Annotated in this window: 14 protein-coding genes; 4 read left to right on the forward strand and 10 right to left on the reverse strand. The window is 61.2% G+C overall.

Annotated features, from left to right (window positions below):
- Positions 1-32 precede the first annotated feature (32 nt).
- The gene (gene cobF / locus U5A52_RS03755) at positions 33-806 is read left to right on the forward strand and encodes a precorrin-6A synthase (deacetylating) (RefSeq protein ID WP_321933981.1); all 774 of its coding nucleotides are present in this window, start codon (positions 33-35) and stop codon (positions 804-806) included.
- Positions 807-865: 59 nt separating this feature from the next.
- On the opposite strand, the gene U5A52_RS03760 is transcribed toward cobF, so the two are convergent.
- The 4 genes from U5A52_RS03760 to U5A52_RS03775 form a co-directional block, all read right to left on the reverse strand.
- Entirely contained in the window at positions 866-1,576 is a 711-nt protein-coding gene (locus U5A52_RS03760) for a PepSY-associated TM helix domain-containing protein (protein WP_321933982.1), read from the reverse strand.
- Positions 1,573-2,256 (reverse strand): Fe2+-dependent dioxygenase, encoded by a 684-nt coding sequence (locus tag U5A52_RS03765; protein WP_321933983.1) that lies wholly within the window; start codon positions 2,254-2,256, stop codon positions 1,573-1,575. The genes U5A52_RS03760 and U5A52_RS03765 overlap by 4 nt, the downstream gene beginning before the upstream one ends.
- Positions 2,257-2,396: 140 nt before the next feature.
- Positions 2,397-4,634, reverse strand: a complete 2,238-nt coding sequence (locus U5A52_RS03770) for a TonB-dependent siderophore receptor (protein WP_321933984.1) — start codon at positions 4,632-4,634, stop codon at positions 2,397-2,399.
- Between the two features lie 377 nt (positions 4,635-5,011).
- Positions 5,012-6,013 (reverse strand): LysR substrate-binding domain-containing protein, encoded by a 1,002-nt coding sequence (locus tag U5A52_RS03775; protein ID WP_321933985.1) that lies wholly within the window; start codon positions 6,011-6,013, stop codon positions 5,012-5,014.
- Between the two features lie 108 nt (positions 6,014-6,121).
- Here U5A52_RS03775 and U5A52_RS03780 point away from each other — a divergent pair, with 108 nt between their 5' ends.
- Positions 6,122-7,417, forward strand: a complete 1,296-nt coding sequence (locus U5A52_RS03780; protein ID WP_321933986.1) for a gallate dioxygenase — start codon at positions 6,122-6,124, stop codon at positions 7,415-7,417.
- A gap of 54 nt (positions 7,418-7,471) precedes the next feature.
- Here U5A52_RS03780 and U5A52_RS03785 read toward each other — a convergent pair whose 3' ends face one another.
- The 6 genes from U5A52_RS03785 to U5A52_RS03810 form a co-directional block, all read right to left on the reverse strand.
- The gene (locus U5A52_RS03785; RefSeq protein WP_415773457.1) at positions 7,472-8,371 is read right to left on the reverse strand and encodes a transporter substrate-binding domain-containing protein; all 900 of its coding nucleotides are present in this window, start codon (positions 8,369-8,371) and stop codon (positions 7,472-7,474) included.
- 114 nt (positions 8,372-8,485) lie between these two features.
- Positions 8,486-8,797 carry a hypothetical protein gene (locus tag U5A52_RS03790; RefSeq protein WP_321933987.1) on the reverse strand — a complete coding sequence of 104 codons (312 nt, stop codon included), beginning with the start codon at positions 8,795-8,797 and terminating at the stop codon, positions 8,486-8,488.
- 714 nt (positions 8,798-9,511) lie between these two features.
- Positions 9,512-10,087, reverse strand: coding sequence for a lysozyme (locus tag U5A52_RS03795; RefSeq protein ID WP_321933988.1), 576 nt, complete (start codon positions 10,085-10,087; stop codon positions 9,512-9,514).
- Entirely contained in the window at positions 10,087-10,209 is a 123-nt protein-coding gene (locus U5A52_RS03800) for a hypothetical protein (protein ID WP_321933989.1), read from the reverse strand. The genes U5A52_RS03795 and U5A52_RS03800 overlap by 1 nt, the downstream gene beginning before the upstream one ends.
- A gap of 2 nt (positions 10,210-10,211) precedes the next feature.
- On the reverse strand, positions 10,212-10,739 hold the full coding sequence (locus U5A52_RS03805) for a PAAR domain-containing protein (RefSeq protein ID WP_321933990.1): 528 nt from the start codon (positions 10,737-10,739) through the stop codon (positions 10,212-10,214).
- Positions 10,740-11,102: 363 nt separating this feature from the next.
- The gene (locus U5A52_RS03810; protein WP_321933991.1) at positions 11,103-11,336 is read right to left on the reverse strand and encodes a hypothetical protein; all 234 of its coding nucleotides are present in this window, start codon (positions 11,334-11,336) and stop codon (positions 11,103-11,105) included.
- A gap of 483 nt (positions 11,337-11,819) precedes the next feature.
- Between U5A52_RS03810 and U5A52_RS03815 the strand changes: the two genes are divergently transcribed.
- Complete coding sequence (locus U5A52_RS03815) at positions 11,820-13,469, forward strand: methyl-accepting chemotaxis protein (protein ID WP_321933992.1); 1,650 nt, start codon at positions 11,820-11,822, stop codon at positions 13,467-13,469.
- A 426-nt stretch (positions 13,470-13,895) separates the two neighbouring features.
- On the forward strand, positions 13,896-14,141 hold the full coding sequence (locus tag U5A52_RS03820; RefSeq protein WP_028207914.1) for a hypothetical protein: 246 nt from the start codon (positions 13,896-13,898) through the stop codon (positions 14,139-14,141).
- Positions 14,142-14,244: the final 103 nt, after the last annotated feature.

Genomic DNA, 14,244 nt, shown 5'->3' on the forward strand with positions numbered 1-14,244 from the left:
CGCACCGACGACTCCATTTCCGGAACTGCAACGTGAAAAAGATCCTTATCATCGGCATTGGCGCGGGCGACCCGAAGTACCTGACCGTCCAGGCAATCGAAGCGCTCAACGCCGCCGACGTGTTCTTCGTGATGGACAAGGGCGCGGCCAAGGACAAACTCGTCGCGCTGCGCAAGGAAATCTGCGCGCGCTTCATCAAGGACCACGACTATCGCATCGTGGAAGCGACGAGCCCCGAGCGGCGCCGCGATGAAGGCCTCGATTACAAGACCGCCGTGGACGAGCTCAATCGCGACAAGCAGCGCGTATTCGAGCGCCTGATCGAAGAAGAATTGACGGACGGCCAATGCGGCGCGTTTCTCGTCTGGGGCGATCCGTCGCTCTACGACAGCACGATCCGCATTCTCGATTCCGTTCTCGCCGATGGCAGGCTGGCGTTCGACTTCGAGGTGATTCCGGGCATCAGCAGCGTGCAGGCGCTCGCGGCGAAGCATCGCGTGCCGCTGAACTTCATCGGAAAGCCGGTAAGCATCACGACAGGTAGACGGCTCGCGGAGGGTGGCTTTCCGCAGGACGTGGAGAGTGCGGTGGTCATGCTCGACGCGCAAAACGCGTATGCGCAGCTCGCGGGCGAGGACCTCGACATCTACTGGGGTGCTTATGTCGGCACGCCAGACGAGATCCTGATGTCGGGCCGCCTGGAAGACGTGAAAGACGAGATCGTCCGCGTGCGCGCACAGGCGCGCGAGGCGAACGGATGGATCATGGACACGTATTTGCTGCGCAAACGCGGCGTGAAGGACTGAAAGAGAAACGGGCGCGAACGTTGACGTTCGCGCCCGTTTGCTGATTCACGCATTGCCGCTTACGCGAGGCCCACGCACACCGCCACGATAATCGAGCCGAACAGCAGTACGGCGCCCACCGTCTTGCGTTTGTTCAGCTCCGTCCACAGCAGCACGCCCGTGAGCGAAAGCAGAATGAGCGCCCCGGCGAAGCTGTCGATGAACAGCACCCAGCCCACGCTCATGCCCGTACCCTTGTGCAGGTTGGTAATCGTCGAGACGAGCGAGTTGTCGTTGCGCTTGAGCGTGAGCTTGTCGTCGTCCACCCAGTACTCGACCATCACGCTCTCGCCGGGCGACGTGAACATCATCTGCCAATGTTCGGGCTGCACGACTGTGCGATCGCCCCAGGCCACGTTGTGCTCAGGCTCCTTCTGCACGCGACCCATGCGCGCCGGAAGCTTCAAATCAGGTTGCGCACGCAACCATTTCACCATTTCGCGCGGTGTTTCGGGGGCGGGGTCCGGCACGGCGATCTGCACCGTCGAGACTTGGGGGGCGCCAGGAGAGATGCGCAGCGGCTCGGCGCGATGGTTGAGCACGAACCCCGTTGCGCCGAACAGCAGGCCGAGCGCCGCGCCCCACAGACCCACCCAGCCGTGCACCTTGCGCAGCCACTTGATGAAGGTCGCGCGGCGCGAGCGCTTCGTGCGCTCCTCGCGCTGTTCGACGTCGAGACGTGTGCGCGGCGTTGCCGTCGCGTCGATCTCGGCGGTATCGGGAAAGCTCATGTTTCACTCCAAAGTCGCAAAAGATTGTGGTAGCAGCCCACGAGGCTGCGCCGCGCCTGAGCGTCGGCGTCGCTTGCGTTCAGGCGCTGGATAGCGGTGTCCATGTCGAAGAGCAGTGCGCGCTTCGTGTCGTCGCGCACGAGGCTTTGCACCCAGAAGAAGCTCGCCACGCGCGCGCCGCGCGTGACCGGCGTGACCTGGTGCAGGCTCGTGGCCGGATACACGATCATGTCGCCCGCCGGCAGCTTCACTTCCTGCACGCCATAGGTGTCTTCGACCACGAGTTCGCCGCCCTCGTATTCGTCGGGCGACGAGAGAAAAAGCGTGCACGAAACGTCGGTGCGCAGCTTCACGCCGTTGGGCAGCACGCGCACGGCGCCATCCACGTGGCTGCCGAACGTCATGCCGCCTTCATAACGGTTGAAGAGCGGCGGATACACCTGATTCGGCAGCGCCGCGCTAATAAAGAGCGGATTGCGCTCGATGGCCGCGAGCACCATGTCGCCAAGCTCCCGTGCGATGGGCGTGTGCTCGGCGATCTGCACGTTGCGCTTGACGGGCGCGCCGGACCAGCCGGCCGTCGCGCGGCCGTCCACCCAGGCGTCGCCTGCGTTGTCGAGGCGTGCGCGCAGCGCGTGAACCTGCTCAGGCGTCAGTACATTGGGGACGTGAACCAGCATCGTCAATTCCTTCGTTGTGCCGCATAAGCGGCAAAGCAGCCGCGTTCGTGCGCCTGCACGCAGTGACGCAAAAAGCCCGCATTATGCGGGCTTCGCGTGACGGCACGCAAAAAGGTCGGCGCACGCGTAAGGCGCCGCAATCAGAACCGGTAGTCGGCCGTCGCAAGGAACGTGCGGCCAATGCCCGGCACCGAACGTCCGCCGTCCGATTGGATGAGGGCGTCATAGTAGAACTTGTTGGTCAGGTTCAACAGGTTCAGCAGCACGTCCCACTTCTTCTCGTGGTACGCGGCCATTGCGTCCCAGCGCGTATAACCGCCGACTTCCACGTAATTCGTGTTCGCTGCGTAACGCGCCGACATATAGGTCGGGCCGCCGCCAATTTCCCAATGCGGCGTGAATGCATACGTGGTCCACAGCGTGAAGGTATTGCGCGGCGTATTCGCCGGCGTGTTGCCCTGGGTGCCGTCGAGCGCCTTGAGAACCACGCCGTCCATATACGTGTAGCCCGCGAACACCTGCCATTTGTTGGTAATGTGGCCGGTTGCGCCCGCCTGGAAGCCACGCACGCGAATGTCGCCTTCGAGCGTGTACTCGCCCGTCGACGTTTGCGTGCGCGCGTTGTCCATCTCCTGCTGGAAGAATGCTGAGGTAACCGAAAGATTGCCGCCCAGCAGGTCCCACTTCGCGCCCACTTCGTACGACTTGGTATGTTCGGGCGAGAGGTTCTGCGTATTGTTCGTGACCGTGAGCGCTTCGAGCGACGGATCGAACGACGTGCCGTACGAGAAGTAGTACGACTGCCAGTCGGTCGGCTGATAGATCGCCCCGGCACGCACGCTCGTGAACGTATTGGTCTGGTCCGCGTAGAGCGGCGCGCTGATCGTGTTGGCAATATGGGCCTGGAAGCGATCCCAACGCACGCCGCCAATGAGCTTCCAGTGCTCGCCGATCGACATGGTTTCGTTGAAGTACGCGGCGAACGTGTTTGCGCCCGACTCCGCGTGATTGCCTACCGTTGTCGTGACGTTCGAGGGGGTCGAAATATAGACCGGGTTGAGCAGCGAGAGAATCGGCAGGTTGTTGCGCGTGGAAGCCTGATTCGTGTAGCTGTCGTGGCCCAGCTCGATGCCAGCGAGCATCTCGTGCTTCAGGAAGCCTGTCGTGAACTTGTATTGCGCCATCGTATCGTTGTAGATCGAGTGGTTCTCGATCACGCGGTCGTGGCTCGCAAGCTTGATGTACAGGTCTTCGAGCGGCAGGTTCGTGAAGTTGCCGTTCTTGAGGGCCGTGCTCGAAGCGAGCGGGCCCGTTAGCACCGCTCCGGGCGCGGTCTCGCGCGCGTCGGTGAGCGAGTGCGAGAACTGCGTCTGGTTAGTGATCTTGAACTGGTCGTTGAAACGATGGTCCACGCGCGCCTGAACCGTCTGCACATCCTGGATCGTGCGGTCGTCGGTGAGGCCATAGAACGTGCTCTTCGAAGGCGCGAACGGATGGCCGTTGACGGCCTGCACGCCGTAGTCCGGCATGTCGTAGTTGTGCTGGATGAGCGCCGAGATCGTGACCTCGGTCGGCGTGCCAATGCCAAAACGCAGCTCCGGCGCGAAACCGTAGTCCTTGTTCTTCATCACATCGCGCGTGGAGCCCATCGACTGGCCGAACGCATTGAGACGGAAGGCCGCGTGATCGCCGAGCGGACGGTTCACGTCGAGCGTCGCGCGATAGCGGTCGTCGGTGCCGATGGTCGTCGACACTTCAGTGAGCGGCTTGAGGTTCGCCTGCTTCGTGACCTGGTTGATCACGCCGCCCGTGGAGCCGCGGCCGAACAGCATCGACGAGGGGCCGTAGAGCACTTCGATCGACTCGAGGTCGAAGGTGTCGCGGTAGTACTGGTTGCGGTCGCGAAAGCCGTCGAGGTAAATGTCGTTTTGCGCCGTGAAACCGCGCAGGTTGATGTTGTTGCCGATCTGGCCGCCTTCCGCGCCGCCGATCGTGATGCCGGGCGCGTTGCGCAGCGCATCCTGGAACGACGTGGCGCCCTGCGACTGCATCACCGCCTTGTTGATGACCGTGACCGACTGCGGAATATCGCGCAGCGCTGTGGGCGTTTTCGCGCCTACGGTCGAACGTTCCGCCTGGAAATCCTGGGCATCGCTTTGGCCCGACACGGAGATCGTGGGCAGCGTGGCGTTGTTCGTGGCGCTTTCCGCCTGCGCGGTCTGGAACGTCTGATTGCTCTGCGCGGCGGCCGCCCCCGAAGCGGCAGTGGCTGCAGTGGCAGCTGCGGTGGCAGGCGCGCTTTGCGCGAGTGCAGTCGTAGCGAAAGGTACAGCAAAGGTCAGCGCGAGCGCACTCGCGAGCGGCGTCCGGTTCAGCATGAGGTCCCTGTGCAAGGCATACGACCCGGCCGTGCGACGCGCGCAAAACGGGCGCGGACGACGCGGGTGAATTGGCTGGCTGGGCCGCCCCGAAAGGACCGAGGGAAACGACGCTAGGCTGGCTGGTCTTGTTGTTTGGCCGCGGAGAGTTTCGCGGTAATGAGAATCGATATCATTCCATATATTTCAGTCTCTTTCAATTGATTTCGGTATATGAACAACAGTTGGGTGGGCTGATTGGAAAGGCTCGTCATCGTTAAGGTAAATGTAATTTTCGTGATTCGAAGCGAGTCGGTGCGTCCTGAATTCATCCGATGAATCCTGGTCAGCGGTACATTCAGATTAATTCGCACTTCCAATTAAATACGATGCACGCATCACACCGCTTGAACGCATTCGCGCAATTGCTGCGCGAGGACGCCAATTGTTTCGTCGAGCGTCGCGGTGCTGCGCCTAAGAATGCCGATCGGCTCCACGCCCTGCGGGGCCGGCACGTCGATCTGCAAGAGCAGCCCAGCGTCGATGTCACTTTGCGCGACGCGCTGCGGCACGACCCACACGGCGTCCGAACCCGCGACGATCAAGCGCGCCACCGAAGCCGATTGCGTTTCGATCGCGCCTTCAGGCACGGCGAAGCCGTGCGTTTCGAAAAACGCCTCGGTGTGATGGCGCGGCGCGGTGCGCTCGCCCGCGATCACGAGCGGAAAGCCGAGCACGGCGCCAAGCGAGGGCGCGCCGCTTTCGTTCGCGAGCGGATGCCCCGCGCGCACCACGACGAGGAGCGACTCCGTGTAGAGATACTCGAACGACACGCCCTGCAACATCGCCGGCTCGGCCATGCGCCCCACCATCAGGTCGAGCTCGCCTGCTTTCACCGCACGCAGTAGCTCGGCATTCGAGTCGGTATGTATTTTCACGCCCACTTGCGGACGCAACGCCTTGAAACGCAGCAGGGCTTCCGGCAGCAACGCCGTCGCCACGGTTGGCAACGCTCCCAGCCGCACCGCTGGCGCCGCATGCGCGTCCTGCCGCGCGAGTGCGAGAGCGGACGCCTCGACCGCGCGCGTTGCGTCGAGCGCATAGCGCAGGAAGCGCTCGCCCTGCGCCGTGAGCGCCGCGCCGTTTCGCCCGCGTTCAACGAGACGCGCGCCCGCCCATTGTTCGAGCTCCACGAGCGTCTTCGAAACGGCTGGCTGGCTCAAATGCAATCGCGCCGCCGCGCGCGCGAGCGTGCGCTCCTGAGCAATCGCCACGAAACAGTTCAAATGCCGCAGACGCAGCCTCGACGCGAGTTGCCGCTGTGCCTCTTCCGCCGCTTCGCGGGCGGCGTCTGCATCGATGTCGGCCTTCGCACGCCGCCGGGATCCTTTATTTTCCATAACCTGACGTTATGAAATTTTCGAGGATAAGTCAATTTACATAACCTCCCGTCAACCCTACATTGGCGCCATTGATATCAACCACTCGCAAACAAGGAGCAGGGAGACATGGCCACGATCGTTGGCGGCATCGCCGTTTCGCACACCCCGACCATCGGCTTCGCGCACGACGCGCACAAGGAGCAGGATCCGGCCTGGGCGCCGATCTTCGAGAGCTTCGAGCCGGTCAAGCGCTGGCTGCGCGAACAGCAGCCCGACGCCATCGTCTACGTCTACAACGACCACGTGACGTCGTTCTTCTTCGACCATTACTCGGCGTTCGCGCTCGGCATCGGCCACGAATACCAGGTCGCCGACGAAGGCGGTGGCGTACGCGACCTGCCCGGCATTGGCGGACACGCGGCGCTCGCACGGCATATCGGCACGAGCCTCATGAGCGACGAGTTCGACATGTCGTTCTTCCAGGACAAGCCGCTCGACCACGGCTTCTTCTCGCCGATGTCAGCGCTGCTCGACCGCACGGAACGGGGCTGGCCCACACGCGTGGTGCCGCTGCAGGTGGGCGTGCTGCAGTTCCCGATTCCTACCGCCCGCCGTTGCTTCAAGCTCGGCCAGGCGTTGCGACGCGCGATCGAGAGTTATCCCGAGGACCTGCGCGTGGTGGTGATGGCGACGGGCGGCCTCTCGCACCAGGTGCACGGCGAACACGCGGGCTTCAACAACGTGGACTGGGACCACCGCTTCCTCGACGCCATCACGAACGACCCGCAAGCGCTCGCGGAGATGACGCATGCGGAGTACGCACAACTGGGCGGGCTCGAAGGCGCGGAGGTCATCATGTGGCTGATCATGCGCGGCGCGCTGAGCGGCAACGTGAAGAAGGTGCACAGCGGCTACTACCTGCCTTCGATGACGGGCATCGGCACGCTCGTGCTCGAAAACACGGCGATGGCGCCAACGGGTGAGGCGCAGGCGCGGCACCGCCAGCACATGGCGCGGCAACTGGCCGGCGCGGAGAAGCTTAAGGGCACGTATCCGTTCGGGCTCGAATCGAGTGTGAAGGCGTACCGGCTTAACAAGTATCTGCACGCGATGGTCGACGAGGGGCATCGGCGCGCATTTCTTGCGGACCCGGAGCGCTCGTTTGCCGAGGCCGGGCTGAGCGAAGAGGAAAAGGATCTCGTGCGCCGCCGCGACTGGCGCGGGCTGATTCACTACGGCGTGATCTTCTTCATGCTGGAAAAGCTGGGCGCAGTCGTTGGGACTTCGAATCTTCACATCTACGCGGCCATGCGCGGAGAGACCCTTGAAGATTTTCTCAAGACGCGCAATACGCGCGTGCTCTACTCAGTGGCGGGCGATGTGGAAGCCAGCGAGGAATGGCAGGAAGGGCAAGCGAAGTAAGCGTGAGTGGCGGCCGCTTGGGTACGGCCGCCGCTTTAATACGCGAGCCTGCAATCAATCGAGCGCCCGGTCATTCGGATGCGAAAACAGCTCCCGATTCTCGTTGGACAACGGATAGTTCAGGTTCATCCCCTTGGGCGGAACGGGCTGCGTAAACCACTTGGTGTACAGCCGCTCCGCCTCACCCGAAGTCTGCAGGCGAGCGATCACGCCATCGGCCAGTTTCTTGAAGGCGGGGTCGTCTTTGCGCACCATGCAGCCATAGACCTCGGAGAGCGGCGGCGTGCCGGTGATCAGGTAGTCCTGCTGGTTCGCCTCCTTGGCACGCGCGCCGTACAACAGCGGCTCGTCCATGACGAAGGCGACCGCACGCCCCGTCTTCACGTTGAGAAACGACTCCGCGTGGTCTTTGGCGGCGATGAGTTGCATGCCCATCTTCTTGTCGTTGTTCATCTCGCGCAGCAGCCGGTCCTCCGACGTGCCCGCCGTGGTCACGACGGTCTTACCCGCCAGATCGGGAAAGTCCTTGATCCCCGAATCCTTCTTCGCAATCAGGCGCACGCCGTATTGGAAGAAGCTGTTCGTGAACGCCACCTGGTTGTCGCGATCTCTCGTGTGCGTGGTCGAGCCGCACTCGATATCGATCGTGCCGTTTTGGACCAGCGTAATGCGGTTCTGCGAAGTGATCGGAATTTCCTTGACCGTGAGCTTGTCGAGCTTCAGTTCCTTTTTCACCTCGTCGACGATCTTCAGCGCGATATCCTGCGCATAGCCGATCGTGTGCTGCTCGCTGTCGTAGTAGGAAAACGGCACCGACGATTCCCGTACGCCCAGGGAAATCACGCCTGTATCGCGGATTTTTTTAAGGGTAGCGCTCGTGGTGTCTTGCGCCTTAACCGGCGCGAGGTATGTGCATCCCATGACGACTGCTGCGAGCGTTGCAACCTTTTTCATCGAGTCTCCTCCGGATGGTCTCTCGGCGTTTCTTGCGCCGTACCCGAGTATTCATGGCTCGCAGCGATGCGGCAAATGAAATCGGTTGCGTCGACATAACTCAAGGTTAAGTCGTTAGTGGAGGAGCGCTGTTTGGAGCGATGTCAGTTCGTCGGTCAGGCAGTTGCGCAGCTGAGCGCTACTGCTGCGCTCGGCGCGAAGCTGTGCGTCGAGGGCGAGAACGATCTTGCCTAGGGTGTCGATACTGTTGAGCAGTGGGTCGGGGTCGTGTTTCGGTTCGTCGGGCTGAACAGATTCGGCTTGCGGGTGCGGGGCCGGTTCCGGTTGAGGATTCGGCTCCTCCACTGGAGGCTCAGGCGGCACATCGAGCGCCGGGGTATCCGCTTCGAAATCGAACAGCGACTTGAATAACATGGGGAGTTTCATGGCAAGGACCGGCGGCCTGGGGGACGAGGGGCGGGTATCTTCGCACCGGCTCGAAATTGTTCATCCTGAAAACTTGTGGGGCTGTGGAAACCTGGTTGGTTGGCAAGACGAATCCACCACGTTTCCCAAGGCGGAGAACGAGAATGCGCGACGTGAATATGAGCGGTCCGTTTTCTTATCCGTCACCAATCCACGCTGACTCAACGAACAGACCAGTGCTCGCAAAGCACTTGCGCACGGCAAACCATAGCGACATCGGGTAGATATATTAGGTTCGAATTTTCATATTTCCTTGCAGATTAGAACGGGGTTGATGGTTACCATTTCACCATATCCGACAAACTACGAAGGAACTTATTCTGGGCAACTCGCGTTTCGTAAACACACTGTTCGTATATTGCTGGAAACATTGATCCATCAGGCGATTTCTCCCATTTCGACCCGGCATCGCGCTGCAAATTGCAGAATTTTGTAGCCGAGCTCTCCGCTATCACATATTGATCAAGCAACGTAGCGTGATCGTTTCGAGCGGGTATAGTGGCACGAACGCTTCTATACAATTTTTCGTTTTCTGCGAGTAAATCAATACTCAGGGCTCGATAACATAGCGCATCGCCATAGCCCCCGCCTAAATGCGTTAAGCAATCGGAACTGGTCTTAGCGGAGGCAGCCCCGGAAAGCATAAAAATCGACACGAGACAGGTAACATGCGTCCTAGTGAGAAGCATCATAAACTCCCGCTGCAAACAACCGCGCTTCGGCGAAGCGTCGATGTCCAACACCCTTATTTGTGCCGACGCGATATTTCAATATATAGTCGAACATTTCTCGATATTCGGCCGCGTTTGTTTTTTTGACAATCTCCTTTGCTCCGTCGTTGTGACCGCAATTAAAGATGATGCTTGCGAGAGCGTCATATTCGAACTGAAATAACGGAACCTTAACATCTGAATTTATTCGATCCTCTACACGATCAATAGCCTTCTTTTTAAACGCGCGGGCGCGCTCAAGACTGATCGTATCACCCACTTTTATCTTGTCGGCAGGATAAATACGATGTCCACACCCCACCGTTGGGATGCCAACGTTGTCAAGGTACGCCGTAAGGATGAATCCCTCTGTTACCTCATGGCCTTTATAGACTCCATTCAAAACTCCCGACTCCCAAACGGCAATGAACGAAATGCCATCGTCACTTATAGTCCACGGCTTGCAAAAGCGCTGTGTGTAGGCCGTGACGATTGAGTTAGGATCGGTGTTCGTCGTTACCACACAAAGTGCGTCAGGCATTACGCCTCCTGTCTGTGACCAAAGTGATTTTTCTTCCCGGCCTTGTTGTATTGGTTAATACGGCCAATCATTTCACCACCCGTAGTGGTGCTGTTGCCGTCTGCAACGAGTCGATCAAACATGCCTACCCCCTGTGACCGAGAAAAATAGCGATACTTCTCGCGCCATCCGTTACATGTCTCGCAGTGCGGCCTGCGCGGTCGGTAGTGCCGTGAATCAAGGCGCCATTTGGTAGACGTAGCGTGTAGTACGTATCCGCGAGCGGGCGCCCGTTGCCGTCCCTGAGCGCAATTTGTTCGTCATATCTGCCGGGATCGCTGCCAGCCATCGACTGACCTGCACCCGTTGCTTCTCCCAACTCGTGCGCATCGAACACATGCCAGGCGCTGTTCTGCGAGGCCAGGAGTACCGGCGGCGGATCGCAGTTGCACAGGCAGATATCGCCTTCCACGGCCTGCTGCTTGCCCATCATGGTTGCCTTCCGGTGCGGCCCCTTCCAGCCAATCACGCCTTCCGAATTGCACGCGGGACACCATATCTTCGCGCCGATGAACGTCATTGGCGTGCCGTGGTGCCTGCAACTGTCGATGCCTTCGAGTACAACACCGTCAGACGTTGTCTTGTCTCCAAGTTTCAGAATGGCTCGTCTCATGCGGCCACCCCAACGTGTCGCTCCTGTCGGTCTGACATTTCCATTACTCCATGTATCGTGCCGGCGCCGCAACGCGATCGGCGATGCCCCTATGCTGGATGGACAAGCTAACCGCTCACAACAGGACAATTCCCAAATCGGTACGCAGTCCGATTCATTGCGCATGAACACATTGAGACATACCGACACTGCTTGAGCGTCGTCAATCAACCACGCGCTAGCGAGAACTGGGGATACACCTTGGCGGCCTGCTACGCCAGTTCGATGGGACGGGATGTGCGCTTTAAACGCTTGCAGTTGTTCCTGGCATGTTCATCCAATTCAGGGCGCGCTCGATAACAGGAAACGAGGGGCAACGTGCATTCAACAGGGTTGGCAGATCGGGTGTGTCTCCGGCAGACGCGGCACCGCGTTGCCGGGCGGGCCACTGCCTTCAGCCAGTGTGCGGTCATGATCGGCGGCGGAGCGCTTGAGCAACACGTGTCCGCTGATGATCATCGATTGGTTGTCCGCACAAAACAGATGGTCTGGTTGGATTGTTGTCTGAGCCGAAGCCAACAGGTGAGCATTTTGAATCTGAGCGGAACAGAAGTTCATGGAACTCGCACAAAGCCGCCCAAAGTTACCCACAAATTTTGTTGGCAGCCCTGTGCGTAACCCTTGGAAGACCGCATCAAGTCCTTGATGCGTTTCAGTTAACCCACAGCGTTCCCAATCGCAGCAACGGCAGCTCGAGCGGCCTCGAAACCCACCCACCTTTTCCACAGATTTTGTTGGCAGCCCTGTGCACAACTTCTGGACAGCGAAGCTAAGCCGTTGATCGGAAACACCAATGCACCACGCGACAGAGAAGTTGCACGTTTTGGAGGCACTGGACTTGTCCACAGTTAACGGGGAAAAGTCTGTGCATACACCCCCCAACATCCGCGCCAATCCATTGATAGCACAACGGATTTTCCCGTTGCGCGCAGATCGCCTCACGCGCCCCAACAATACGCATACCCCTAAAGTTTGTAAGGGAAATGCCGTTATGCCTCGCTGTGTTGTTGGGTCTCAAGCGGACCCCATCGAAGGAATCTCATGCGCAACAATCAACCCGTCACGCAACAGGAATTCGACTATCCCGCTTCGCAGATGCTCGTCTCGGCCACCGACCTCAAGGGCCGCATTCAGTACTGCAATCCTGCGTTCGTCGCGGTATCCGGCTTTACGAAAGAAGAACTGATCGGCAAGGCGCATAACATCATCCGGCATCCGGACATGCCGGCAGAAGCATTCGCCGATCTGTGGGAAACCGTCCGTGAAGGTCGCCCCTGGACCGCGATCGTCAAGAACCGCCGCAAGTCCGGCGACCACTACTGGGTGCGCGCGAACGTCACGCCCGTCTCCGAGCAAGGCACGGTGGTCGGCTATCTGAGCGTGCGCGTGAAACCCACGCGCGAGGAAGTCCGCACCGCCGAAGCCTTCTACGCGCAAATGCGCGAGGGCCGTCTGCAAGGCGTGCGGCTGCGCCACGGCTCCGTGGTGCGCACGGGCCTCGTGGGCGCGCTGCAGTCGCTGCTGCGCGTGCCTATCGCCACGCGCATCGCGTTCGGCTATGGCGCCGTGCCCACCGTGTTCGCCGCTGCCGGCGTCGCCGCCTGGCAAGGTCTGCCGCCGCTGCCCTTCTGGGGCGCGTTCGGCGCCGCCTGCGTGTGCGCGCTCGGCGCCTGGCGCCTCACCACGCGCCATCTCGGCGCGCCGCTCGCGCAAATGACCACGGCCTCCACGCGCATGGCCGCGGGCGACCTCACGGCCACGCTCGCGGTCGCCACGAACGACGATCTCGGCGACGTACTCCAGGCGCTCAACCAGTTGCAGGCCAATCTCACGGCGATCGTGTTCGACGTGCGTTCGCAGATCGACGGCATGCTCGAAGCCGCGCACGAAATCTCGAGCGGCAATCTCGATCTCTCGCGCCGCACGGAAATGCAGGCCGCATCGCTCGAAGAAACCGCGGCCACGATGGATCAACTCACGACCACCGTGCAGGCCAATGCCGAAGCGAGCGCCCGCGCGCTCGATCTCGCGCGCGACGCGCAGTCCGCCGCCGCCGAGGGCGGCTCGATCGCGGCGCAGATGGAGCGCACGATGTCGGGCATCACAGACGCTTCGCGCCGCATCAGCGACATCACCGGCGTGATCGACGGAATCGCGTTCCAGACCAATATCCTCGCGCTCAACGCCGCCGTCGAAGCCGCGCGCGCGGGCGAAGCGGGCCGCTCGTTCGCCGTGGTGGCGGGCGAGGTGCGCATGCTCGCGCAGCGCTGCGCGGCGTCGGCCAAGGAGATCAAGCAGGTCGTGGACGCGAGCGTGAACGAGATTGCCGAGGGCACGCGGCTCGTCGGCAACACGACTGCGCAGATGCGCTCGATCGACGAAGCCGTGAGCCGCGTCTCGTCGATCATCACCGAGGTCGCAAACGCGAGCGGCGAGCAGGCCGAGGGCATCCGCCAGGTCAATCAGGCCGTGGCGCATCTGGACAGCGCCACGCAGCAGAACGCCGCGCTCGTCGAACAGGCCGCCGCCACGGCGATGCGGCTCGCCGAACAGGCCGACGTGCTCGACGAAGCCGTACGCCTCTTTACCGTCGCGGGCGCGGAAGCGGCAAAGCGCTCGAAGCACGCTCGCACACCCGCACGCCGCGAGAGCGTCAATCTCGCCGAAACGGCCGGGGAGATCGCAGCATAACGACCTCGGCTGCCGGTCCCAATGGTCTGAGAGATCGGCGTTAGTCCCATCTCGACAGTGCGGCGCCCGGGCGGCACCATGAAAACCGTCAGCAAGCCGTACCACGGTTTGCTGATCCGAGTAACAACGGCGTTTCAACGGCTCACCTGGCCTGCCCGGGTGAGCCGTTTTTTCTGTTGCGCCCGCCTCTCGCCTGGCATCGCTTTGCTTCGCAACCATGACAGCGGTGCAACGCGCAACGCATTTCGCATGGCCCGTTGCAGGGCGCGCAAAAACGGGCGGCGTGGCGGCGAGTCGCGTTACACTGGCTGGCCAGGGTCGCGGCACAGCGATCTCGCTGTGTGTGTCGGCGCTCACTTGCATAAACACGCCGTGCAGCCGACCCCGTACAATGGCTCGACCACCCAACGCACGAGGACAATATCAATGCGCACGACCGGGTCTTCCGGAAACATGACCCTGCTCACCGAGCATGACGACGCGACCGGACGCGAACTGCGTTCACTGCGCCTCGAATCGGCGGCCGACGGCAAAAGCCTCTTGCTGGTCGAAGTCGACGAGCGCAAGCCTGGCATCCATCGCGAAGTGCGTTACGAAATCACGCCGGCCGAGCTGATCGCGGCAATTCGCGCACAAGGTGCCGAGCTGCCCGGGGAATCACACACGCGCTAAGCGCACGGAAAAAGGCGTCACGAGCGCGGCACGCATCGTCTCGTGTGCCGCGTTCTGACGCTTTCCGCTCATCTCGCGCCCAGCGCGACCACCGCTTCTCAAT

The organism is Paraburkholderia sp. J8-2, assembly GCF_905220195.1.
Classification (GTDB): domain Bacteria; phylum Pseudomonadota; class Gammaproteobacteria; order Burkholderiales; family Burkholderiaceae; genus Paraburkholderia.